The sequence below is a fragment of the Pseudomonas sp. AL 58 genome (genome assembly GCF_036348395.1).
Classification (GTDB): Bacteria; Pseudomonadota; Gammaproteobacteria; order Pseudomonadales; family Pseudomonadaceae; genus Aquipseudomonas; species Aquipseudomonas defluvii.
Genome location: NZ_JAZBQR010000015.1, coordinates 46260 through 67485, shown reverse-complemented (window position 1 = coordinate 67485; position 21226 = coordinate 46260). Strand labels below are relative to the sequence as shown.

Sequence of the window (21226 nt, the reverse complement as noted above, 5' to 3'; positions counted from 1 at the left end):
GGACATCGCAGCCAAATGCCCGCAACTACGGGAAAAATGGTCTGAACGGACGATGAAAAAACAGCCGGATGCACTGACGATCAAGCCCACTAGAACAAGACCGGGAGCACCCGCAGTGAACGCATCCAACCCCGTGACATGGCGAACGCATTACGCGCTTTTCGTGCTCGCCAGCATCTACGTTTTCAACTACATCGACCGCCAGTTGATGGCGATTCTGATCGAACCGGTGAAGCTCGAATTCGGCATATCGGACACCGGCATCGGCTTGTTGTCGGGTGTGACCTTCGCGGTGTTCTATACGGTTTTTGGCTTCCCCCTGGGCCGCCTGTCGGATCGCATCGGGCGTAAACCGGTCATTGCCTTCAGTTGCATCGCCTGGAGCCTGATGACCATGCTCTGCGGCATGGCTGGCAGCTTTCTGACGCTGGTACTGGCACGGATCGGCGTCGCTGTCGGTGAAGCCGGCGGTACCGCGCCGTCAGTGGCGATGGTTTCGGACCTGTACCCGGCACGCCGACGCTCGACAGCACTGGCCGTGCTGATGCTGGGCTCAAGCCTGGGTGCGATTGTCGGCCTCGGCCTGGGCGGCTGGATTGCCCAGCACCATGGCTGGCGCTACGCCTTCTTGCTGATCGGCGCCCCCGGTATCTTCCTTGGCCTGCTCCTGCTGTTGACCGTACGCGCGCCAAAACCTGCACTGCCGCCAGCGCACCTGAACAAGGCTGCACTGCAGCAGGAAGGCTGGCTCAAGACGTTGGTCGAGCTGTTCCAGATGCCATCATTCCTGTGGCTGGTGCTCACCGGCGGTGCGGCGGCCATTGCCGGGTATGCGATTGGTACCTGGAGCCCGAGTTTCCTCATTCGCTCCCATGGCCTGAACCTGCAGGAGGCTGGGTTCCTGGTCGGCGTGGTCGGCGGCACCGGCTCGACTATCGGCACCCTGACCTGCGGCCTGCTGACCGACCGAATGGCACGGCGCGATGTCGGCTGGCAAATCGGTGTACCCCTGTTGGGCACGCTGATCAGCATCCCCTTTGCACTGGCCTATTTCCTCTGGCCACAAGGCGTTGCCTTCCATATCGGCAGCATCGCCGTACCGCAAGCGTTCCTGTTCTACAGTGCGTTCGGGTTCTTCGGTGTCTGGTGGGCAACGCCCTGCCTGAGCGCGATCACCCACCTGTTTCCGGCCTCGCGACTGGCCCAGGCCACCGCTATTTTTGTGATGTCGATGACCTTGCTCGGTGTCGGTGTCGGCCCGCTGCTGATTGGCATGCTCAGTGATTTCTTCATCCCGACCCTGGGCGGTGAGTCGCTGCGCTATGCACTCGCCTCTTCCGTCTCGCTGCTGGTGCTGGCGGCGGTTTTCCTGGCGCTGGCACTGCCGCGTTATCGACAGCAGTTGAAGCAAACGGCGCTGGCTGTCCCTCCCGCACAAGCCGTTACCGCCTGACGGCATCAGGTACGTACGCGAACCGAGTTGAGACTATCGCAGGCAAGCCTGCTCCCACCTGGCGCGGGCTCTGTTGGAGCTGGCTTGCCTGCGATGGCGTCGGTGGGGTGCCAGTGAGTTCGTGGCGCCTGCATCGCGGGCAAGCCCGGCTCCTACAGCCTGCGCGGGCTCTGTTGGAGCTGGCTTGCCTGCGATGGCGTCGGTGGGGTGCCAGTGAGTGCGCGGCGCCTGCATCGCGGGCAAGCCCGGCTCCTACAGCTGGCGCGGGCTCTGTTGGAGCTGGCTTGCCTGCGATGGCCTCGGCGGGGTGCCAGTGAGTTCGTGGCGCCTGCATCGCGGGCAAGCCCGGCTCCTACAGCTGGCGCGGGCCATGTTCACGCATCCCACGCTCAGTGCCCGGCGCCGCATCACTCACAAGGGTGTTTCAAAGATCAGCTGCGGTTCGTTCAACGTGGCCAACCACTGTTGCAACACCTGCGCCGAAACCTCCGACTCGTGGGTATCGGTGTACTCAAGCAGTTGAACCTTCTCGTCACGGCTGAGTACCAGCATGGCTTCTGCCATGAAACGGCCGTCGAGGTCGACCCGTACGGCCAGGGTACGGAAAAGTTGTCATGATCATCTCTCGGGCAATAAGTCCCCGGCTCGCGCAAAAACAAGCGCAAACAATTAAAGATGGGGAGGTTTAAACGGGAAAAGCGCAACAGCAGCCTGGGGGCACGAGGGGGAACATAATACCCCCAGGCATTCAAACTAGAGACGGTGTAGCGGTTATTCCAAAAATGTTACGGCACAGTAATTGGCGTCGGAGTTTCAAACGTCATGTTGACAGTGCCACTGTAGTTACCAGGCTGATATGGACCGGGCTGGGCAGCAACTTTGAACCCCACGATCGATTCTGTAGCGGCAGCAGCAGTCGGGATAACTACCGCGCTGGTTTGAGTCAGTGGGATGCCGTTAAACTCAACATCAAGGAGAATGGCGTCTGCGCCGCTGTTGATTTGCGGAACACCGTCGAGTTTGGCACTAATGGCGCCCGAGGTGCTCTTGGCAACATAACGCTGCTGAACTGGCGTCAAAGTTTGCGTAACTGCGTTATAAGGCAATGCTTGAGGGGCAGTATCCCAACCCGTGTCGGCCTCAACATAGAATGCATCGGTTGGAATATTAGCAGTGATATCAACCGTCTTGTTTTTCGTATCGACAGCAAAGGCGCTGCCAGCAACGAGCATGGCGAAAGGAACAACCAGGAACTTCTTCATATGAACTCCACAGGGAATTTCGAGAAAAAATGGGTTTGATGCAATCGACAGCCTTACATAAGCAAGTTCCTGTCTATGGCTTACAGCGCTATCTGTCAGGCATTCATCACTGCTAACCAATGCGCACAGTATGGCGATTGCTTTACATGCAAGATGTAGGTACTAAGCCCAGAAAATGCAGGAATATTCTTACTAAAGCCCGCGATAAGCACATAACCCGTGACTGCACCTTTGTAGGAGTAGGCCTTGCCTACGATAGGATCAGTGGGGTATCAGCACGCGCGCAGCGCCTGCCACATTTGGACTGCCCCCAAAAAATTGGACAGTTTCAGCCAATGGCCTGAGTCCTGTAATCGACAGGGCTTAGGCCATTGAGCCTCTGCTTGATCCGGTCATGGTTGTACTCTTCCAGACCTTCCTTCAGTTCCTCAACACTCTCAAATCGCTTCAGGTAGAAAAATTCAGCCTTGAGTGTGCCGAAGAAGCTTTCCATAGCCGCATTGTCCAGGCAGTTGCCCTTGCGGGACATGCTTTGCTTCACGCCATGCTCATTGAGCTTGTGGCGATACTGAGCCTGCTGGTAATGCCAGCCTTGGTCAGAATGGATCACTAGCTTGGGCTCTTCTCCCAAGCGATTTAGCGCTTTGTCCAGCATGTTTCCAACCAAGCTGTAGCTGGGCCGGCTAGCCGTTTCGTAGGCGATGATTTCTCCGTTGTACAAGTCCAGCACTGGCGACAAGTAGAGCTTTTTCTGAGCCACCTTGAACTCAGTGACATCCGTCACCCACTTCTGGTTGGGCTGCTGGGCGATGAAGTTACGCTCCAGCAGATTCTTGGCCACTTTGCCGACGCCGCCTCGGTAGGAACGGTATTTTTTGGGGCGCACTACAGATTTCAGGCCTAGCTGGGCCATCAGCCGCTCGATAACTTTTTTGTTGACCAAAGTTCCCTGGCTTCTGATGACCAACGCCACACGCCGATAGCCGTAAAGCCCCTTTTCCTCGTGATAAACGCGCTGTACCAACTCTCTGAGCGCAGTATGCTTGTCCGGCTTCTGCTGGCTTTTGATTTGTTAATAGAACGTGCTACGCGCCAGACTAACTAGCTTCAGGAGGTCTGGTAACGGAAATCTGCGTTTGAGTTGCTAGACAATCAGGGCTTTTTCGCCCGTGTTCGCTCCTTTTCCTCCCGCAAAGCCTTGAGCTCCTTTAGGACAGCGTTCTCCATGCGCAGATATTCGAGCTCAGCCATCAGCTGCTCTCGGGATTTCTCCGTGTCGTTGGAGTCCAGGGGTTTGGCTGGCTTGATTCTTTTGGCCACGTTGTTCGGCTTTCTCTGTTGAATGGCAATCAGGGCAGTGGGGCTACCACTGTAGTACTGCCGCTGCCAGATGCCTATCTGAGAAGACTGGCCCAAACCAAAATAGGCAGCCGTTTGACGCAACGAAAGCCGCTGCTCCTGCATGTACTTCAGCACCTGCCGTTTGAAGTCATCGCTGTAGCGTTGCGCATGGGATCGCGGGCCAAGACTGGCATTGGCTTGATGGCTTGCCACCCACCGTCTCAGCAGGCTGACATCGAGGCTGAAATGTCGAGCCACCTTCCGGAAGCCGTCGCTGCCATTTAAGTAGGCTGTGATTGCAGTGAGCTTGAACTGCTCTGTGTACTTGCCCATAAATCCCCCAAGGGTTGGATTTGTGTCCAACTTCTTGGGGGCAGTCCACTCTGTAGGAGCAAGGCTTGCCTGCGATGGCTTCGGCGGGGTGCCAGTGAGTGCGCGGCGTTTGCATCGCAGGCAAGCCTGGCACACGGGACCAAGCCAGAATCACAGGCTCAAGGCCAGGCTCAGGCTGACATTGCGCGGATCACCTGGCATGACCCACGCCGCGTTGTAGCTGCGCTCGTAATAGGTGCGGTCGAACAGGTTGTTGAGGTTCAAACCAAGCGTAAGGTTCTCCGTCGCCTTGTAATGGGCCAACAGATCGACCGTGCTGTAACCGGGCAAGCGGAAATCGCTGCCAGCAAGGCCCGAGCGCTCGCCTACATAGTTGGCCGCCACCCCCATGTCAGAACCGCGCAAGGCACCGTCCTGGAACTCATACACCGCCATCAGGCTGCCGCTATGCCGGGGAATACCCAGCAAGTCGCTGCCCTTGGGCACGCTGGCATCGCCCTTGGTGACTTCGGCGTCGATGTAGGCATAAGCGCCAATCACGCGCACGGCATCGCTCAACTGGCCACTGAACTGTGCATCCAGGCCCTGGCTGCGTGCTTTGCCCGCCGCGATGCTGTCGCCATTGGCATCGGTGGTGATGACGTTTTCCTTGTCGATCTGGAACAACGCAATCGTCGCGCCCAAACGGCTGTCGAACAGGTCGAGCTTGACCCCGGTTTCATAACCCAGGCCTTTCTCCGGCTTGTAGACCTCGCCCTGGGTGCCCATGCCGTTAGGCTTGAACGAGGTCGATGCGTTGGCGAACACCCCCACCTGCGGTGTCAACTGATACAACAGGCCCACCCGAGGCGTAACGGCATCTTTTTCCTGGGTGTTACTGACCTGCGTTGCTCGGTTCTGAGCGGTCTGCTCGATATGTTCAAGACGTACGCCGAGCAACCCTCGCAGCCGTTCGGTGAAAACGATCTGGTCCTGCAGGTTCAGGGCGTAACTTTCGGTGCGCTCGAAGAAGTCGTTGGCCTTGACGATGGCAGGTTTGGGTTGGCCATACACCGGGTTGTAAACATCCAGGCCATAGTCCAGGGTCGTAGCGCTTTGCGGGTACTTCTGGCTGTTGCGGTAGTTCTCGTACTCCAGGCCAATCAGTGTCTGGTGTTGCCAATTGCCCACATCGAAACGGCCATGCAGTTCTGCCTGGGTGATGTTGTCGTTCCATTCAAAATTCCGCTGACGGTAGAACCGGCTGATGGCCGTTCCGACCACCCGTGAAGCTTCCGAGCTGTCACCGTTGAGGGTGCCCTGGGTGTAATGGTTGGCCAGCCGCAGCTTCCAACCGTCATTGAGGTAATGTTCCAGCGCCAGGTCCAGCGTCTGATTGTCATTGCGGATACGGCCATCGTTGGGTTCACCCAGGAAGGTCGAACGCTTTACTGAACCCAGTTCGTTGTTCACGGCCGCAATGCCACGGTCGAACACCGACTCGGTACGGGAGAATTCCGTATCGACGAACAGTTGCGTGTCCGGGTTGAGCTGCCAACTCAGCGACGGGCTGACGATCCGCCGCTGGCTGTCGACATGGTCACGGAAGCTGCCGTTGTCTTCCACCGCCAGGTTAACCCGCGACAGCAGCGAACCATCGTCGTTGAGCGGGGTGTTCACATCCAGGCTGCTGCGGTAGCGGTCCCAACTGCCGGCACTGGCCTTGAAGCGGGTGAAGGCTTCGGCCTCGGGCCGTTTGGTCACGATGTTCACCAACCCGCCGGGGTCACCTCGCCCATACAGGCTGGCAGCAGGCCCCTTGAGCACTTCGATACGCTCGATACTTGAGGTATCCGGCGCGCTGTAGCTGCCCCGGTTGACGGCAAAACCATTCTTGTACAACTCGCCGGTGGTGAAGCCCCGCACGCTGTAGTTGAGGAAGGTCAAGCCACCAAAATTGTTCTGCCGCGACACACCCCCGGCAAAATCCAGTGCGCGATCAATGCGGGTGCTGTTGAGGTCATCGAGCACTTGGGCGGGTACCACACTGATGCTCTGCGGGGTGTCGCGGATGTCGGTATCGGTCTTGGTCGCGGTGCTGGAGCGCGTGGCCCGATAACCCTGTACCGGGCCATCGGCACGCTCTTCAAAACGACTGTCACTGACGGTGACGGCATCGAGGACGATGGTTTGTTCGGCAGTGACAGGCACGCTCAACAGGCCTGCGGACAGGCCGAGGTACAACCTTCCTAGCGGGTGATTCATGGGGGCTCCTTTATTGACTACGTAATAACATAACAATAAAGCGAGCATTATCCTACTGCTTAGAGAGAATCATTTACCGAAAGGAGGGTATCGCGGTGAGTGCCTGCCGCGTTGCTGCAGGCACTGGGCTGACGTGCCGGGGATGATCAGTCTTCAAGCGGCTTGGGCGGCGCTGCCGGTTTTGCTGGCTTCGCCGGTTTTACCGGTTTGCCCTCTTTGCCCTCCTTGCCTGGCGCAGCCTCTGTCACGACAGGTGTCGTCGTAACCATTTCTTTCTCGCTGGCCGGCAACTGATCGATGGTGGTGAAAAGCTCCTTGGGCTCAACCGTACCAATGCGCTCGAGCTTTTTCTCGCCATCCTTGCCCATCAGAATCACCTTGGTACCCACGCTGGCACCCAGCTTTAGCTCGCGAATCAAGGCCATGGTGGTTTGCGGGTCCATGTTCTTGCCGTCGCGTTGACCGATGGTATTGGCGATGGTGAACAGCACCATGTTGCGCTCAGTGAACGCCTGACGGTTGGCCGGTTCATCCAAGGCCTTTTTCAGGCTGACCAGCGTCGGGTCTACTGTACTGGGCGCAATGATGATCAAGGGTCGGGTTCTACCCCGCTCCAGAGCGAGGGGGCCGTCACTGTCAGCGGCCATCAAGGGGCAGGCAACAGCCAGCAGGGTGGCAAGGGTCAGTGAACGAGTGAGCATACGCATCTCCTTCTTGTTTCAATGCTCCATAGGCTACGAATCCTGACGAAAGATCCGACCTGCGAGCCTAAACGACTGTACCGACCATGTACGCAAGACAACGGTAACTTCCGATGACCAAGCCCCACCCGACGCGCTATGTAAGGCTGAATCCATTGAACCAGAGGATAGCTGATGGTCCGCACTTTGCTGCCGTCCATCGGCTCGCAGCATCGAGTTTCATCTAATCCACGCGAAGGCACCCGGCGTTAGAACAACCCCATCTGCCGGTCAATCAAGGCACTGAAGCTATCGCCAACAAACGGCAGGATTGCATCGGCGATCGGCTGCAGCTGCTTGGTCAGGTAATGATCGTAATCGATCATCGCGTTGCGGCTTTCCAAGGGTTCAGGCCCGGCCAAGGTGATCACGTAGCTGATCCAGCCACCATTCTGATACTGGCGTGGACGCCCCTGACGGTCGTTGTAGTCATCGGCCAGGCGCGCGGCACGCACGTGCGGCGGGACGTTACGCTGATAGTCCGCCAAGGGTCGACGCAGGCGCTTGCGGTAGATCAGTTGCTCATCCCGTTCACCCGCCAGCGTCTGCCGCACATAGTCACGCAGATAAGCCTGGTAAGGCTGGCGCAGAAAGATGCGCTGGTAGAGCTCCTGCTGGAACTGCCGGGCCAGCGGCGACCAATCGGTACGCACGGTTTCCAGGCCCTTGAAGACCATCTCGTCACGCCCGTCTGCACGGCGCACCAAGCCGGCATAGCGCTTCTTGCTACCCTCCTCGGCACCTCGGATAGTCGGCATCAGAAAGCGTTGGTAGTGGGTTTCAAACTGCAACTCCAAAGCGCTTGTCAGGCCGTACTCTGCCTGCAGGTGTGCTTGCCACCACAGGTTGACCTGCTGCACCAGGCGTCGGCCGATGGCCGTTGCATCCTCTTCACTGTGCGTGCGCTTGAGCCAGACGAAGGTCGAGTCGGTATCGCCATAGATCACTTCATACCCCTGGGCCTCGATCAGCTCGCGGGTGCGACGCATGATTTCATGACCGCGCATTGTGATCGACGATGCCAGCCGTGGGTCGAAGAACCGGCAACCACTGGAGCCGAGTACCCCGTAGAACGCGTTCATGATGATTTTCAAGGCTTGGGACAACGGAGCGTTGCGCTCGCGCTTGGCCGCTTCACGCCCCTGCCACACCCGCTCGACAATCGAGGGCAGGCAATGCCGGGTACGCGAAAAACGCGCCCCCCGAAAACCTGGCACCGACGTGGCATCGCCGGGTTCGCGCAGGCCCTCGACCAAGCCGATCGGGTCGATCAGGAACGTGCGGATGATCGACGGGTACAGACTCTTGTAATCGAGCACCAGCACCGACTCGTACAAGCCCGGGCGCGAGTCCATGACAAAGCCGCCCGGGCTGGCTTCGTCCGGACGGCCACCAAGGTTGGGCGCCACGAACCCCTGGCGGTGCATCAGCGGCATGTACAGGTGACAGAACGCCGCCACCGAGCCGCCACTGCGGTCCGCGGGCAAGCCGGTGACGCTGGCACGCTCCAGCAGGAAGGTGAGCAATTCGGTCTTGGCGAAAATCCGTGTCACCAGTTCGCAGTCCTTGAGGTTGTAGCGCGCCAGAGCCGGCTTGTCCTCGGCAAACATGCGATTGATTTCGTCCATGCGCTGATAAGGCGTGTCGATTGCCTTGCCCTCGCCGAGCAAGGTCTGGGCAACGTTTTCCAGGCTGAACGACGGAAAGCTCCAGGTCGCCGAACGCAACGCTTCGATGCCGTCGATGATCAAGCGCCCTGCGGCACCGGCAAAAAAATGAGAACGACTGCCGTGCTCGCGCCACTCCATCGGCTCGCCTCCACGCCCGAGGATCAAAGGGACCTTCAGCCTTTGAGCATGCTCATGGAGTACACGCAGGTCGAACTGCACCAGGTTCCAGCCAATGATCGCGTCAGGGTCGTGACGGGCCAACCAGGTATTCAGCCGCTCAAGCAATTGCGCACGGCTGGCACAATACTCCAAGGCAAAATCCACGGTCTGGTCGTCGCCATTGGCCGGCCCCAGCATGTACACCTGACGCTGGCCACAGCCTTCCAGTGCAATGGAGTACAGCTCACCGCGTTCGGTGGTTTCGATATCCAGCGACACGAGCTTCAACTGTGGGCGATAGCCTGATTCGGGCTTGAGCTGAGCATCCAGCCATACACCGCTGGCGTCGACGCGCCCGGCGAAACTCACCGGCGCGGTGATAAAGCGCTCCATCAGGTAGCGCTCCGGCGGACGAACATCGGCTTCCAGCAGTTCAATGCCGGCCGCACGCAAGCGCTTGTCCAGTTGCATCAACTGACGGTGGTGGCGGCAATACAGGCCCAGTACAGGGCGGTGCTGGAAGTCACAGAGGTCCAGCGGGCGCAGTTCGACCTCTCGCTCGCCAGCCAGCAAGGCCTCGACGCGGTCTCGCTGCTCGGCCAGGACAAAGGCCACGGAGGTTTGCACCGGCAGCCGCACCTGGCGTGGGCCGGCATCGGTCGCCAGCCAGAATTCCACCAGGGTGCCGTCTGGCGTATCCCGCCAATGCCGGGTCAGGACGAAGCCCTGTTGTACATCCACCGCTGCAACCCCTGAACTGAATCGTGAGCGTCGATTCTACCCGAGCTGTCACCCGCTCCGGCGTGTCCTCTGCGCTTAACCGCAACGATGTCGATAACGCGGCCCTGCAGCCGCTTGCCGACAAGGTGCATGACAGGGCATAAGGCATCACTTCAGCTGTCTGCCTGCAGCCGCTAGAATAGCGAGCATCAGGTAACGCCCTTTCCACTGCTGGACCATCGGATCGACCCATGCATACCGTCGTCGGCTCATCTGCTTCGCTCTGGCGTGTACACGTCGAGCACTCATCCCTGCTCACAGGTTGCGCGAAGTGAACCGCTGCCTGCGTCTGTTGACGGTGCTTTCGATAATGGCACCTTGCCTGAGCCTGGCCGACAGCCCTATCGACCCTCACGCCGACCTGCTGTACCGCCAGGCCCTGCCGTTTCTGGAGCAGGCTGACACCCAGGCCAGTACCTTCAGCCCGCAAGCCAACGCAACCCAGGACGACCTGTTGCGCCAGGGCACGACACTGGTGCACACCCTGACGCCAGGTGTGGAACTGCTGCGCAAGGCAGCGTCGCTCAACCATCCGGTGGCCGAGTACCGACTGGCGCTTTACTACATGACCTACCTGAGCCCCGCCGAAGTACCGGCACAGGCCTGCCCGCTACTTGCCGCCAGCCTCAGCCAGGGGTTCGCACCGGCCTCGCTGCAGATCAACTCGCTGTGTAGCGAGTACCGCGACAGCGATGCCTATCGGGCAGCGCTGAAGAAAGCCGTACAAGATGCCACGCGCTATGCCACCTACTACCCGCAACCGGCCATGCGCCTGGAGTGCCGACCGCAAGGCCGTCGGGGGCTGACGCTGCAATGGGGCCAGCAACGTGACTTTCAGGCCGAGGTCTATCGACTGCTCGGTGCCGTCGACCGACCGCAGCGCCAGATGTGGTACCGCAAGGCGGTTGATGCCAATGGCTGCGCAACCGCCCAGCATCGCCTGACCAGCCAGCGCTGAGTGAGGTGACCTGCGCCAGTTCGCAGCCTGACAAGATCGCTCAAGCAGCGCAGCTGGCACTCTGGCATGCTATGCCCCCCTGTTCAGTCGCGTTTGTAGACCATGACTCACCCACACCTCGCCCGCCAGGCATTCATCCATGGCGCCATTGCCATCCTGCCGCTGTCGTTGGCCGTTGCGCCCTGGGGCCTGCTGGCCGGCTCGATGGCCATTGAAGCCAACCTGACACCCCTTGAAGGTCAGGGGCTATCGGCAATTGTCTTCGCCGGTGCCGCACAACTGGTTGCCATCGGTATGCTCAAGGGCGGCGCGAACCTGTTTTCGATCATCCTGACCACCCTGCTACTGACCTCACAGCACCTGCTCTACGGTCTGTCGATGCGCCCCGTGATTTCTGACCTGCCTGTGCGCTGGCGGGTGGGGCTGGGCTTTCTGCTGACCGACGAATTCTTCGCCCTGACCAGCCAGTACGACAAACAACAGTTCAACCGCTGGTATGCGCTGGGCGTAGGCCTGACCTTCTACGTGGCCTGGAACCTGTTCACCCTGGCCGGCATCGTCCTGGGCCAGAACATTCCACACCTGGACAAACTGGGCCTGGACTTCTCCATCGTTGCCACGTTTGTAGCCTTGATTGCGCCACTGGTACGCAACCTGCCGACGGTGGTGTGCGTCGCGGTTTCGCTGTTCAGTTCAGTGCTGTTCAGTTTCTGGCACTGGGAAACAGCGCTGGTGCTGGCCGGCCTGCTGGGCATGAGCGCCGGTTTCATCTGCCAGAAACTGAGCGGAGGCCGCTCATGATTTTCCTGCTGATCGTCGGCATGGGGTTGGTCGTGTTTCTCAACCGCTACGCCTTTCTCGAGCCCCGCCTGCCATTGCGCCTGAGTTCAAATGCGCGGCAATTTCTCGGTTTTGCCGTGCCCGGCATGCTCACCGCTATCTGCGGGCCGATCATCTTCATGCCCGACCACCAGCTTGACCTCAACCCGGCCAACCCCTACCTGGTGGGCTCGATGGTGGCAGTCGTGCTGGTGTTGTTGACCCGTAACACCTTGATCAGCATGCTGCTGAGCATGGCGTTTTTCTTCGTCTTTCGCTGGTGGATGAACGGTGCGGCGTGAAGCAGTGAAGGCTTGCCAACGATAGCATCGCCGGCAAGCGGGCTTGTGTAACTAGCCTTCTGACTCGGCATCGGTGTGTTCAGCGGCCTGCTCAGGGGCTTCGACCGAGGCTACGTTGTCAGGGGCTTGTTGCTGAGCGGAGAAGATCGCTTCATAGCGCGCCTGCAGGCGATCACTGCCGCCTTCGGCCAAGGCCAACGTAGAGGCAAGACTCAATACACCCATCAGGGCAAGTCGGGAACATTTCAAACGGGTTTCTCCAATGACTGATTTGCCACACGCGGTGCGGCACTCGAAAGTGAGTCCAGGCAGTGTCGATGTGTAGGATTATCGGCTGATTAACGGGTAAATCCCGGCTGGATATTGCACATAAGTCGACCTGTCAAACAGTAACAATATGTTCAAAGACTAGGCGCGATTGTTTATGCTGGCGCACTTACGCAATGGCTCATAGCCACACCGACAAGTAACCGTGCATGAAACTATTTCTCGTTCTTCTGTTCGTTTTTTCGATTGCCTATGTCCACCTGCGCGGTCGCGTTCGACACAAACTGACCCGTCAGTTGGGCGACCACTCCAGCTTCCTGGCGCCCGTCAACGTCTTCCTCTACCTGTTCTCCAGGCTGCCCGCCCGGCCCTACCTCAGCACCGATTCATTTCCCGAGCTCAAACCCCTGCAGGACAACTGGGAAGCCATCCGCGAAGAGGCCCAACAGCTCCTGAATGTCGGCGAAATCAAAAGCTCGCAGCGTTATGACGATGTGGGCTTCAACTCATTTTTCAAAAGTGGCTGGAAACGTTTCTACCTGAAGTGGTATGGCGAAAGTCACCCTTCGGCGATGAAGCTGTGCCCACGTACCACAGAGCTGCTGCAAGGTATCGGCACCGTCAAGGCAGCCATGTTCGCCACCCTGCCACCGGGCTCGAAACTGGTTCGTCACCGCGACCCCTATGCCGGTTCTTACCGCTACCACCTAGGCCTGGACACCCCCAACAGCCCGGACTGCTACATCGACGTGGACGGTGAGAAGTACCACTGGCGTGACGGTGAAGGTGTCGTGTTCGATGAAACCTATATTCACTATGCCGCCAACCAGACGGATCAAAACCGCATCATTCTGTTCTGCGATATCGAGCGCCCCCTGAAGTACCGCTGGGCCACTGCGTTCAACCGCTGGTTCAGCCGCAATGTCATGGCCGCGGCTGCCGCGCCGAACGCTGACGGGGACAAGACCGGCGGCATCAACCGCCTGTTCACCCGGATCTACAAGATCCGCGAGCGCGGCAAGGCACTGAAGAAACGCAACCGCGCACGTTACTACGCCGAAAAATGGGCGGTAGTGGCCGTGTTGGCGCTGATCTTCATTTATATCTGACCTGTTATGGCGGCGCCGACACAGTCGGCGCCCACGTCTTGCAAAGGCTGCCCACGTCCCTGCCCTGCGCCTATCGACCAACGGCGCAGCAACTGCCGAAAAACTAGCTTCACTGTTCATTTTGTCGAAACACACAAGGTGAACACCATGTTGGACTGGAACGAGTACCGTAAACAGCTGACGGCCGGCATTCGCGACCTCAAGCAACTCTCACCGGACACGGTCAGCGGCTACCTGACCGCCAGTGCTGCCGGCGAAAAAACCAACCACCTCGACGCCAAGACCCGCGAACTGATCTCTCTGGCCGTGGCCGTCACGACCCGTTGCGATGGCTGCATTGCCGTGCATTCGGCACAGGCCGTGAAACACGGTGCCACCCGGGAAGAAATTGCCGAAGCACTGGGCGTTGCCATCGCAATGAACGCGGGTGCAGCACTGGTTTACTCGGCACGGGCACTGGATGCGGTAGGCAAGGTCGAGCCATAATCCCGCCATCGCCAGGCTGGCGCGACACGTCCGTTGCCGCCAGCCCACCCGCACGCCCCCTCCGAGTACAGCATGATTCACATCCGCCCCATGACCGCCGCCGACTTCGAGCACTTCTGGCCGACCTTCAAGGCCATCGTCGGCGCCCGCGAAACCTATGCCTTCGACCCCGCCATCACTGTCGAACAGGCACGCCAACTGTGGCTGGAAATGCCCTTGCATACCCTGGTAGCCGAGGAAAACGGCGAACTGCTGGGCTCCTATTACCTCAAGGCCAACGCCGCCGGCCCAGGCGCCCATGTGTGCAATTGCGGCTACATGGTTACCGAGGCCGCACGCGGCCGAGGCGTAGCGCAGGCGATGTGCAAACACTCTCAGCAACTGGCCCGCGATAACGGTTTCATGGCGATGCAGTTCAACTCGGTAGTGTCGAGCAACGAAGTGGCCGTGGCCCTCTGGCAAAAGCTTGGTTTCGAGGTGGTCGGGCGCCTGCCCAAGGCCTACCAGCACGCACGGCTGGGCCTGGTGGACTGCCTGGTAATGTACAAATGGCTGGGCGAACCTGTGCAGCATGAGCAACCAAAGCTGATTGGCCGCAAGAACATCGAGGCGGTGGTGTCCCGGCGTCGCGGTCGTTGATTACGGCTGCCACATAACCTGGCGCACACCCGTCAAGCGGTGACGCCAAACAAAACACCGACCCCCGCCGTCAAGCCCATGGCCAGTGCGCCCCAAAAGGTCACGCGGGCTGCAGCAATCACCACCGACGCGCCACCGGTGTAGCCTGCCAATACCCCCAGAAGCATGAGAAACAGCAGCGAACCGCCAGCCACGGCATACATCAACAGCGATTGCGGCACCCATAGAACGATCAGCAATGGCAGTGCCGCACCGACTGAAAACGTACCTGCCGAGGCCAGGGCAGCCTGCACCGGTCGCGCGGCCAATGCTTCGGAAATGCCCAGTTCATCGCGGCCATGCGCACCCAGCGCATCGTGTGCCATCAACTGTGTGGCGACGCGGCTGGCCAATTCTTTATCGAGCCCGCGACCAACGTAGATCTCGGTCAACTCGGCGTGTTCATGTACAGGATCAGCCGCCAGCTCTTTACGCTCCCGGTCCAGGTCGGAACGCTCGGTATCCGCCTGCGAACTAACCGACACGTATTCGCCAGCGGCCATCGACATCGCCCCCGCAACAAGGCCTGCAACGCCGGCGATCAGAATACTGGCAGCACTTGCGCCGGCCGCCGCCACACCCAGGATCAGGCTGGCAGTGGAAACAATACCGTCATTGGCGCCAAGCACAGCGGCACGCAGCCAGCCGATACGCTGTGTTTTATGAGCTTCGATATGCCTCATGAACAACTTCCCGGTGCAGGTGAAAAACGATGCGGCAAGCGTAGCGCCCGCTGTCGAGGTCAGCGCGCAAGCTCGGCAGCGTCAGCCAGTGCGTCACTGAACGCCGCATGGTAATGCTGGCTGCCAATGGCTTGCAGGATGCCTACCCTGCCGAGCTTGCCCAACACCTTGGCATTGGCTTCACAGAGTTTTATGACAATGTGCCGCTTGTGCAGTTGCTGGATGACTTCTTCGAGCATTTGCAGGCCGGTGATGTCCATGAACGGTACGTGTTTAAGGCGCAAAATCAGTACGACGGGATCGGTATGCGTCTGGGCCAGGGCACGCTCAAAGGTTTCCGCCGCACCAAAGAACAGCGGCCCCTCGACGGTGTAGATCAACACGCCAGGCGGCAGGTGCTGGTGACCGTTCTGGCGCAGTTCGTGTTCGAGCTCGTGCTCGACGACCTGCTGCACCTCGACGGAGGATGCCATGCGCCGCATGAACTGCAGCATCGCCAGAATCACGCCGATGTTCACGGCGATTACCAGATCGCTGAATACGGTGAGGGTGAAGGTAATGAGCAGAATCGCTACATCGGCGCGCGGGGCACGTTGAACCATACGCTTGAAGTGTTTCAACTCGCTCATGTTGTAGGCGACAACGAACAGGATGGCCGCCAGGGCGCACAGAGGAATGTTCGAGGCCAAGGGTGCCAGGAACAGAATGATCAAGACCAGGGTAATGGCATGGGCAATACCGGCCAGCGGGCTTGTACCGCCATTACGGATATTGGTCGCGGTACGGGCAATCGCGCCGGTCGCAGCAAACCCACCAAACAGAGGGGTTGCCAGGTTGGCGATACCCTGGCCGATCAGTTCCTGATTGGAGTCGTGCCGAGTGCCGGCCATTCCGTCGGCAACCACAGCGGAAAGCAGCGATTCGATGGCCCCCAGCATGGCGATCGCAAACGCCGGCCCAATCAGGTCAATAACACGCGCCAGGGTGATCTGCGGCGGGTTGAAGTCGGGGAAACCTTGAGGGATACCGCCGAAGGCACTGCCAATCGTGGCGACGCCATCGAAGTGGAACAGTGACTGGATCAGCGTCGCAACCACCATGGCAACCAATGGCCCGGGAAAGCGTTTGAGCGCTGCAATTCTGGGGGTGATCAGCACCAGGAACAGGCTGAGCAACGCCAACGACGTCGTGGCCATGTGCAGGTTCGGCAGCGCGAGCAGCAAATGCCAGAACTTCTCGTGAAAGTACTCACCGGTAATTGCCGGCAAGCCGAAGAAGTCCTTCCACTGACCCACCCAGATGATCACGCCGATGCCCGCGGTAAAACCGACGATCACCGGGTCCGGGATGAACTTGATGATTGCACCCAGGCGGGTGATGCCCAGCAGCAACAGGATGACGCCGGCCATCATCGTGGCAATGTGCAGGCCCTCGACACCGTGGGTCGCGGTGACACCTGCCAGGATGACGATAAATGCCCCTGTCGGGCCGGCAATTTGCAGCCGGCTACCGCCAAAGATCGACACCAGCAGGCCGCCAATGATTGCGGTGTAGATGCCTTGCTCGGGCTTGACTCCCGAGGCGATGGCAAACGCCATGGCCAACGGCAGTGCAACCACCCCGACAACCACCCCGGACACCAGATTGCCTAGCCAATGCTCGCGCCCGAACAAGCCGGCTTTCCATGCTTCACGTATCGCAATCATGCCAGGCTCCTTAACGGCTGCATGTTCATACTAGTAGCATGAGTGCGACCCGTACGCGGCATTCCTCTACTAAGCGTCCCGGTTAGCCAGCGCAACCAGAACCTGGTTAACCTTCAAGCTGGCGACTTCCATGCTGTTCAACGACTGCACCACGGCATTCCAATCCTTGTGCTGTGCCTTGTGCAACGCCTCGCTTGCGGACTCGTGGCAGAGACGGTGCGGATCGTCGAGCTGGCTGAATGACCGATCATTTCGGTAGGTTTCCTGGGTTTCAGGCGTGAGGTACCACTTCCCGAGACGGCAGTTCTTGTGGTCCGAGAGCTCAAGGTTCTGGTCTTGATTGAACAGGCGCAGATAGACCATCAACTTGAACAACAGGTGATCAAGCTTGACCGCCTCACAGAACGAACTGAGCGCGATATTCTCGATCAAGCCGGTCATGTGGTCGCCCATCACCACCATTTCATCCAGGGTCTGCGCCGACGACGACACATCGCTGGCCAGGCGGGTTGCCTCGGTGGACAGGTTACCGATCGAGGCGCTTGCCGCCGCCGTATCGGTGTTGATGCCATCCACCAGGACGCTGATGTCCTGGGTCGCCTGATGGGTGCGTTGCGCCAGCGCCCGGACCTCATCGGCAACCACTGCAAAACCACGGCCCTGTTCACCGGCACGCGCCGCCTCGATGGCCGCATTCAGTGCCAGCAGGTTGGTCTGGTCAGAAATCGCCTTGATCAAGCCAACGATGTTGCTGATCTCACTCACGCGGGTCTTGAGTTGGCTGACACTCTCCACGCTGCTCACGCCCTGCTCTGCCATGTGCGTGAGCGAACTGGAGAACGAGGACAGCATCTCGGAGGTTTGGGCAAATACACCGCTATTGGCCTTGAGGTGGTCCACTTCGCCGCGCAGAATTTCTGCCTGATGGACCACGCCATCACGGGTCTGCTTCATGGACTCATCGAACATGCCCAGCTTGTCATGCAGCTCACTCTGGTAGCGGCTGTAACCATTGAGCGCAGCCTGTTCGGCCTGGGTCTGGGCAACCAGATCGGCCAATTGCCGGTTTTCCTGGCGCAAGGCTTCGTTTTCTCGGCGCAACGCGACCAGCTCATCGTCCTGCTCGGCAACTCGCGTTCGCCATTTACCACTAAACATCGCAACCGCTCCTTAGCACCCGTGTGCCAAACGTCATGGTGTCAGTAATCAAAACGCGGGCCTGAAGTCGGTGCACCTTGATCGTATCGAGGAACTTTAAACGCGTCACACTGACGCAGCATTGACATCAATCAGCCATCATCCAAGTATTCAATACTGTTATCAACCATGAGGCAGGCGCACATATCAAACAGCAGCAACTGAGCACGGTCGGCTTGAACGTTGATTCATGTCAGTGAACTGCAACAGGCGTTGCTGTACATAGCCCGTCCACCTTCGTAGGGATGCAGTGCCATGTACGAGTCCAACCAGGCAGCCCGAATCATCTGCAGCAATGAAGTGCTAGCCGACCAGCTACGCCCGCTGCTGGCTAACATCGCGCCAGACTGCGAGGTGCTGGTTGTACCGAGTGATTGCAGTGCCGCCCCCCTTTGTCGCTGGCTAGGTGACGCGCACCTCGGGTCGACAGGGCGAGTACACGCAGCCTTGGTCGAAACGACCGAGGTTTTGGAGCAGACGCGTCATGCCTTCAAATCCCGCGAACTGGGGATGTTACGGCGGCGTCTGGTCGGGTTGCTGGAGAAGTTGTCAGACAATCCAGAATGATGTAATTATGCCATCAGAAGGTTCCGCTAGAAGCGGGAACCGGCTTTGCCGAGCAGGACATCGGGCCTGAAAGACGAAGCGCCGTGACCATGCGTTCTTGAGCAGAATGCAGGGTCACGGCGCTTTTTTTTCAGCAGAAAACGTATCTGTACAAGTACAGGGACATGTGAATGAAGGTGACAGCAGATCTGACGGAGTTGCTTAAACGTATTCGCCTCGACCAGGAGGAAATCGCCGAGCGCTTTCGCTTTCTAGACTGGAGCGCAGCAGATGCCGAGCGTCTCAGCGCAGCAGCAGCGCACATGGCCCCTGCTCAGCCGACGTTCATCAATCGGCTGTACAGTCACCTGGAGCAGTTTGCCACACCCTCTGCACTGCTGCGCACGCCCGAGGTCACTACCCGCCTGAAGCACAGCCAGGCGGAGTACTACCAGCGCTTGTGGGCCGGTCTCTACGATGATGCCTACATCAACAGCCGCCTGCGCATTGGCGTGATCCACCAACAGGTCGGCCTGGAGTTGAAATGGTACCTGGGCACCTACCGTCTGTACCTTGACGATATGCTTGCCAGCGTATTCGGTGACAGCGATCAGGCCACGCTTTACTCCAGCCTGTTGAAGGCCGTGTTCTTCGACATGACCCTGGCCATCGACACTTACAGCGCAGCGCAGCACAAGGCGCTGGAAGACAGCGAAGCACGCTTTGCCCGTGCACTGCGCGGTGCCAACGACGGCATCTGGGACTGGCACATCGACCAGGATCGACTGTATGTATCCGAGCGCTGGGCCAGCATGCTCGGCCTCAGCCGCGACAGCATGGGCGAGAGCAGTGCCAGTTGGTTCAACCGCGTTCACCCGGACGACTTGCCGGATTTTCGTCAAGCCATCGATGCTCACCTGCAAGGGCAGACCGCCTTCGTGCACCATGAGTACCGTATCCGCCAAAGCAACGGTGACTATACCTGGGTACTGGTACGCGGGGTCGCCGAAGTCACCACACCGGGCCAGTTACGCATGGCCGGCTCGCAGTCCGATATCAGTGCCCGCAAAGACGTCGAGCAACGCCTGATGCATGCCGCTCACCATGATCCGCTGACCGGTCTGGCCAACCGCATACGCCTTGATGAGCAAATGCAAAAGACCATCATGAAAGAACGCAGGGGCGGCGACTACGAAGCACTGCTGTTCATCGACCTCGACCGCTTCAAGCTGATCAACGATAGCCTGGGCCACAGTGTCGGTGATCGCGTGCTGGTCGAAGTGGCCCAGCGCCTGAGAAACGCGCTGCGTCCCAGTGATCAACTGTTTCGCTTCGGCGGCGACGAATTCATCGTCCTGCTTAGCGACCTCAGTTGCAGCCTCGACGCCGAACACATCTCCCAGCGCATTCTGGACAACCTGCATCAGCCGCTGCATATCGACGGCCATACCCTTGTGGTCAGTGCCAGTATTGGCATCGCCCCCATGCACGAACATGGCAAGGCGCTGGATGTCGTGCAGGCCGCCGACCTTGCCCTCTACAGCGCCAAATCTGCTGGCAAGGCACGCTTTGCCCACTACAGTGAAGCCTTGCAGGACGATGCACAGCACCATCTGGAACTGGAATCCGCGCTGGGCCAGGCACTCCAGCACGATGAATTCGAACTGCACTACCAACCGATCTATCGCCTGGACCAAGGGGTACCACAGGTGTGCGGGGTGGAAGCGCTACTGCGCTGGCGCCAGGATGAACGCCTGATTTCACCCCTGGAGTTCATTCCAGCGCTGGAGGAATCAGGAGAAATCATCCACGTCGGCGAATGGGTACTGCGCCAGGCCTGCCAGCAGACCCGCACCTGGCAGATGGAAGGACATGAGCACATCCGCTGTTCGGTGAACATTTCCAGCCTGCAACTGCAACAAACCGACTTCACCCCCAGGCTGATCGACATCCTGCAGGAAAGCGGCCTGCCCCCTGCCAGCCTGATCCTGGAAATTACCGAAAGCCAGTTGATCAATGAGGACTCGAACACCTTGGCCTGCCTGAATGAACTGGCCAGCCTGGGCGTATTGTTGGCGTTGGACGACTTTGGCACCGGATACTCCTCACTCGGCTATCTCACGCGCTTTCCACTGCACATTCTCAAACTGGACAAGAGCTTCATCGGCGGTATCCCGTTCAATAGCAAACAAGGCACGATCAGCCAGGCGATCATCGGCCTTGGCCGGAACCTCGGCCTGGAAGTCGTCGCCGAGGGCATCGAAACCCCGGCACAACTCGATTTTGTGCTCAATGAAGGCTGCCACTATGGCCAGGGTTACTGGTTTAGCCAGCCACGACCGGCCGACCAGATGCAACGCCTGTTCAACACAGCGAACAGCTTAGAGACGCGGTGATGGGCTGGCTGCAGGTACTCACCTCAGCCTTTGCGCGTACTGGCACTCGGCGATGCAATGACTAGACTCATGGCATTACATTCAGCATCGGGTAAAG

18 protein-coding genes and 2 pseudogenes are annotated in these 21226 nt (G+C 59.1%); 9 read left to right on the top strand and 11 right to left on the bottom strand.

Features of this window, described 5'->3' with window-relative positions:
• The first annotated feature begins 115 nt into the window (after positions 1-115).
• The gene (locus UIA24_RS16850) at positions 116-1453 is read left to right on the top strand and encodes a spinster family MFS transporter (RefSeq protein WP_065758663.1); all 1338 of its coding nucleotides are present in this window, start codon (positions 116-118) and stop codon (positions 1451-1453) included.
• 411 nt (positions 1454-1864) lie between these two features.
• Here UIA24_RS16850 and UIA24_RS16845 read toward each other — a convergent pair whose 3' ends face one another.
• From UIA24_RS16845 to UIA24_RS16820, 6 genes and pseudogenes are all read right to left on the bottom strand, one after another.
• The gene (locus tag UIA24_RS16845) at positions 1865-2017 is read right to left on the bottom strand and encodes a hypothetical protein (RefSeq protein ID WP_330523385.1); all 153 of its coding nucleotides are present in this window, start codon (positions 2015-2017) and stop codon (positions 1865-1867) included.
• Positions 2018-2238: 221 nt separating this feature from the next.
• Complete coding sequence (locus tag UIA24_RS16840) at positions 2239-2715, bottom strand: CS1 type fimbrial major subunit (protein ID WP_330523384.1); 477 nt, start codon at positions 2713-2715, stop codon at positions 2239-2241.
• Positions 2716-3043: 328 nt separating this feature from the next.
• Positions 3044-4389, bottom strand: a pseudogene (locus tag UIA24_RS16835) (IS3 family transposase).
• Between the two features lie 150 nt (positions 4390-4539).
• The gene (locus UIA24_RS16830; protein ID WP_330523383.1) at positions 4540-6633 is read right to left on the bottom strand and encodes a TonB-dependent siderophore receptor; all 2094 of its coding nucleotides are present in this window, start codon (positions 6631-6633) and stop codon (positions 4540-4542) included.
• A 146-nt stretch (positions 6634-6779) separates the two neighbouring features.
• Positions 6780-7334: a DUF4174 domain-containing protein gene (locus tag UIA24_RS16825; protein WP_102051902.1), complete on the bottom strand. Its 555-nt coding sequence runs from the start codon at positions 7332-7334 to the stop codon at positions 6780-6782.
• A gap of 248 nt (positions 7335-7582) precedes the next feature.
• Complete coding sequence (locus UIA24_RS16820; protein ID WP_330523382.1) at positions 7583-9943, bottom strand: DNA polymerase II; 2361 nt, start codon at positions 9941-9943, stop codon at positions 7583-7585.
• A 349-nt stretch (positions 9944-10292) separates the two neighbouring features.
• On the opposite strand from UIA24_RS16820, the gene UIA24_RS16815 reads away from it, so the two are divergent.
• The 3 genes from UIA24_RS16815 to UIA24_RS16805 all read left to right on the top strand — a co-directional run bounded on the left by UIA24_RS16815 (position 10293) and on the right by UIA24_RS16805 (position 12061).
• The gene (locus UIA24_RS16815) at positions 10293-10940 is read left to right on the top strand and encodes a sel1 repeat family protein (protein WP_442963044.1); all 648 of its coding nucleotides are present in this window, start codon (positions 10293-10295) and stop codon (positions 10938-10940) included.
• Between the two features lie 102 nt (positions 10941-11042).
• Positions 11043-11741: an AzlC family ABC transporter permease gene (locus UIA24_RS16810; RefSeq protein ID WP_102051905.1), complete on the top strand. Its 699-nt coding sequence runs from the start codon at positions 11043-11045 to the stop codon at positions 11739-11741.
• Positions 11738-12061, top strand: coding sequence for an AzlD domain-containing protein (locus tag UIA24_RS16805; protein WP_099775162.1), 324 nt, complete (start codon positions 11738-11740; stop codon positions 12059-12061). The genes UIA24_RS16810 and UIA24_RS16805 overlap by 4 nt, the downstream gene beginning before the upstream one ends.
• Positions 12062-12112: 51 nt before the next feature.
• On the opposite strand, the gene UIA24_RS16800 is transcribed toward UIA24_RS16805, so the two are convergent.
• On the bottom strand, positions 12113-12310 hold the full coding sequence (locus UIA24_RS16800) for a co-regulatory protein PtrA N-terminal domain-containing protein (RefSeq protein WP_330523380.1): 198 nt from the start codon (positions 12308-12310) through the stop codon (positions 12113-12115).
• 227 nt (positions 12311-12537) lie between these two features.
• Between UIA24_RS16800 and lpxO the strand changes: the two genes are divergently transcribed.
• The 3 genes from lpxO to UIA24_RS16785 all read left to right on the top strand — a co-directional run bounded on the left by lpxO (position 12538) and on the right by UIA24_RS16785 (position 14562).
• Complete coding sequence (gene lpxO, locus UIA24_RS16795) at positions 12538-13437, top strand: lipid A hydroxylase LpxO (protein ID WP_065758656.1); 900 nt, start codon at positions 12538-12540, stop codon at positions 13435-13437.
• 147 nt (positions 13438-13584) lie between these two features.
• On the top strand, positions 13585-13923 hold the full coding sequence (locus UIA24_RS16790; RefSeq protein ID WP_065758655.1) for a carboxymuconolactone decarboxylase family protein: 339 nt from the start codon (positions 13585-13587) through the stop codon (positions 13921-13923).
• Between the two features lie 72 nt (positions 13924-13995).
• Positions 13996-14562 (top strand): GNAT family N-acetyltransferase, encoded by a 567-nt coding sequence (locus tag UIA24_RS16785; protein ID WP_330523379.1) that lies wholly within the window; start codon positions 13996-13998, stop codon positions 14560-14562.
• A gap of 32 nt (positions 14563-14594) precedes the next feature.
• Here the strand turns inward: UIA24_RS16785 and UIA24_RS16780 are convergent, their stop codons facing one another.
• The 4 genes and pseudogenes from UIA24_RS16780 to UIA24_RS23340 all read right to left on the bottom strand — a co-directional run.
• Positions 14595-15284: a VIT1/CCC1 transporter family protein gene (locus UIA24_RS16780; RefSeq protein WP_330523378.1), complete on the bottom strand. Its 690-nt coding sequence runs from the start codon at positions 15282-15284 to the stop codon at positions 14595-14597.
• Positions 15285-15343: 59 nt separating this feature from the next.
• A complete protein-coding gene (locus tag UIA24_RS16775) occupies positions 15344-16990 on the bottom strand; it encodes a SulP family inorganic anion transporter (RefSeq protein WP_330523377.1) in 1647 nt (548 codons plus the stop codon).
• Positions 16991-17059: 69 nt separating this feature from the next.
• Positions 17060-17431 (bottom strand): CZB domain-containing protein, encoded by a 372-nt coding sequence (locus UIA24_RS23345; protein ID WP_256587635.1) that lies wholly within the window; start codon positions 17429-17431, stop codon positions 17060-17062.
• A gap of 24 nt (positions 17432-17455) precedes the next feature.
• A pseudogene (locus UIA24_RS23340) lies at positions 17456-17731 on the bottom strand (methyl-accepting chemotaxis protein); the annotation flags it as partial.
• A 711-nt stretch (positions 17732-18442) separates the two neighbouring features.
• On the opposite strand from UIA24_RS23340, the gene UIA24_RS16765 reads away from it, so the two are divergent.
• Complete coding sequence (locus UIA24_RS16765; protein ID WP_065758650.1) at positions 18443-18754, top strand: hypothetical protein; 312 nt, start codon at positions 18443-18445, stop codon at positions 18752-18754.
• Positions 18755-18924: 170 nt separating this feature from the next.
• The gene (locus UIA24_RS16760) at positions 18925-21129 is read left to right on the top strand and encodes a putative bifunctional diguanylate cyclase/phosphodiesterase (protein WP_330523376.1); all 2205 of its coding nucleotides are present in this window, start codon (positions 18925-18927) and stop codon (positions 21127-21129) included.
• Positions 21130-21226: the final 97 nt, after the last annotated feature.

What these genes read in the sequence shown, in the direction of transcription:
- UIA24_RS16845 (WP_330523385.1), bottom strand. Translation starts at nt 2,017, where the DNA reads ATGGCAGAAGCCATGCTGGTACTCAGCCGTGACGAGAAGGTTCAACTG.
- UIA24_RS16840 (WP_330523384.1), bottom strand. Translation starts at nt 2,715, where the DNA reads ATGAAGAAGTTCCTGGTTGTTCCTTTCGCCATGCTCGTTGCTGGCAGC.
- UIA24_RS16830 (WP_330523383.1), bottom strand. Translation starts at nt 6,633, where the DNA reads ATGAATCACCCGCTAGGAAGGTTGTACCTCGGCCTGTCCGCAGGCCTG.
- UIA24_RS16825 (WP_102051902.1), bottom strand. Translation starts at nt 7,334, where the DNA reads ATGCTCACTCGTTCACTGACCCTTGCCACCCTGCTGGCTGTTGCCTGC.
- UIA24_RS16815 (WP_442963044.1), top strand. Translation starts at nt 10,293, where the DNA reads ATGGCACCTTGCCTGAGCCTGGCCGACAGCCCTATCGACCCTCACGCC.
- UIA24_RS16810 (WP_102051905.1), top strand. Translation starts at nt 11,043, where the DNA reads ATGACTCACCCACACCTCGCCCGCCAGGCATTCATCCATGGCGCCATT.
- UIA24_RS16805 (WP_099775162.1), top strand. Translation starts at nt 11,738, where the DNA reads ATGATTTTCCTGCTGATCGTCGGCATGGGGTTGGTCGTGTTTCTCAAC.
- lpxO (WP_065758656.1), top strand. Translation starts at nt 12,538, where the DNA reads ATGAAACTATTTCTCGTTCTTCTGTTCGTTTTTTCGATTGCCTATGTC.
- UIA24_RS16790 (WP_065758655.1), top strand. Translation starts at nt 13,585, where the DNA reads ATGTTGGACTGGAACGAGTACCGTAAACAGCTGACGGCCGGCATTCGC.
- UIA24_RS16785 (WP_330523379.1), top strand. Translation starts at nt 13,996, where the DNA reads ATGATTCACATCCGCCCCATGACCGCCGCCGACTTCGAGCACTTCTGG.
- UIA24_RS16780 (WP_330523378.1), bottom strand. Translation starts at nt 15,284, where the DNA reads ATGAGGCATATCGAAGCTCATAAAACACAGCGTATCGGCTGGCTGCGT.
- UIA24_RS16775 (WP_330523377.1), bottom strand. Translation starts at nt 16,990, where the DNA reads ATGATTGCGATACGTGAAGCATGGAAAGCCGGCTTGTTCGGGCGCGAG.
- UIA24_RS23345 (WP_256587635.1), bottom strand. Translation starts at nt 17,431, where the DNA reads ATGACCGGCTTGATCGAGAATATCGCGCTCAGTTCGTTCTGTGAGGCG.
- UIA24_RS16765 (WP_065758650.1), top strand. Translation starts at nt 18,443, where the DNA reads ATGTACGAGTCCAACCAGGCAGCCCGAATCATCTGCAGCAATGAAGTG.
- UIA24_RS16760 (WP_330523376.1), top strand. Translation starts at nt 18,925, where the DNA reads ATGAAGGTGACAGCAGATCTGACGGAGTTGCTTAAACGTATTCGCCTC.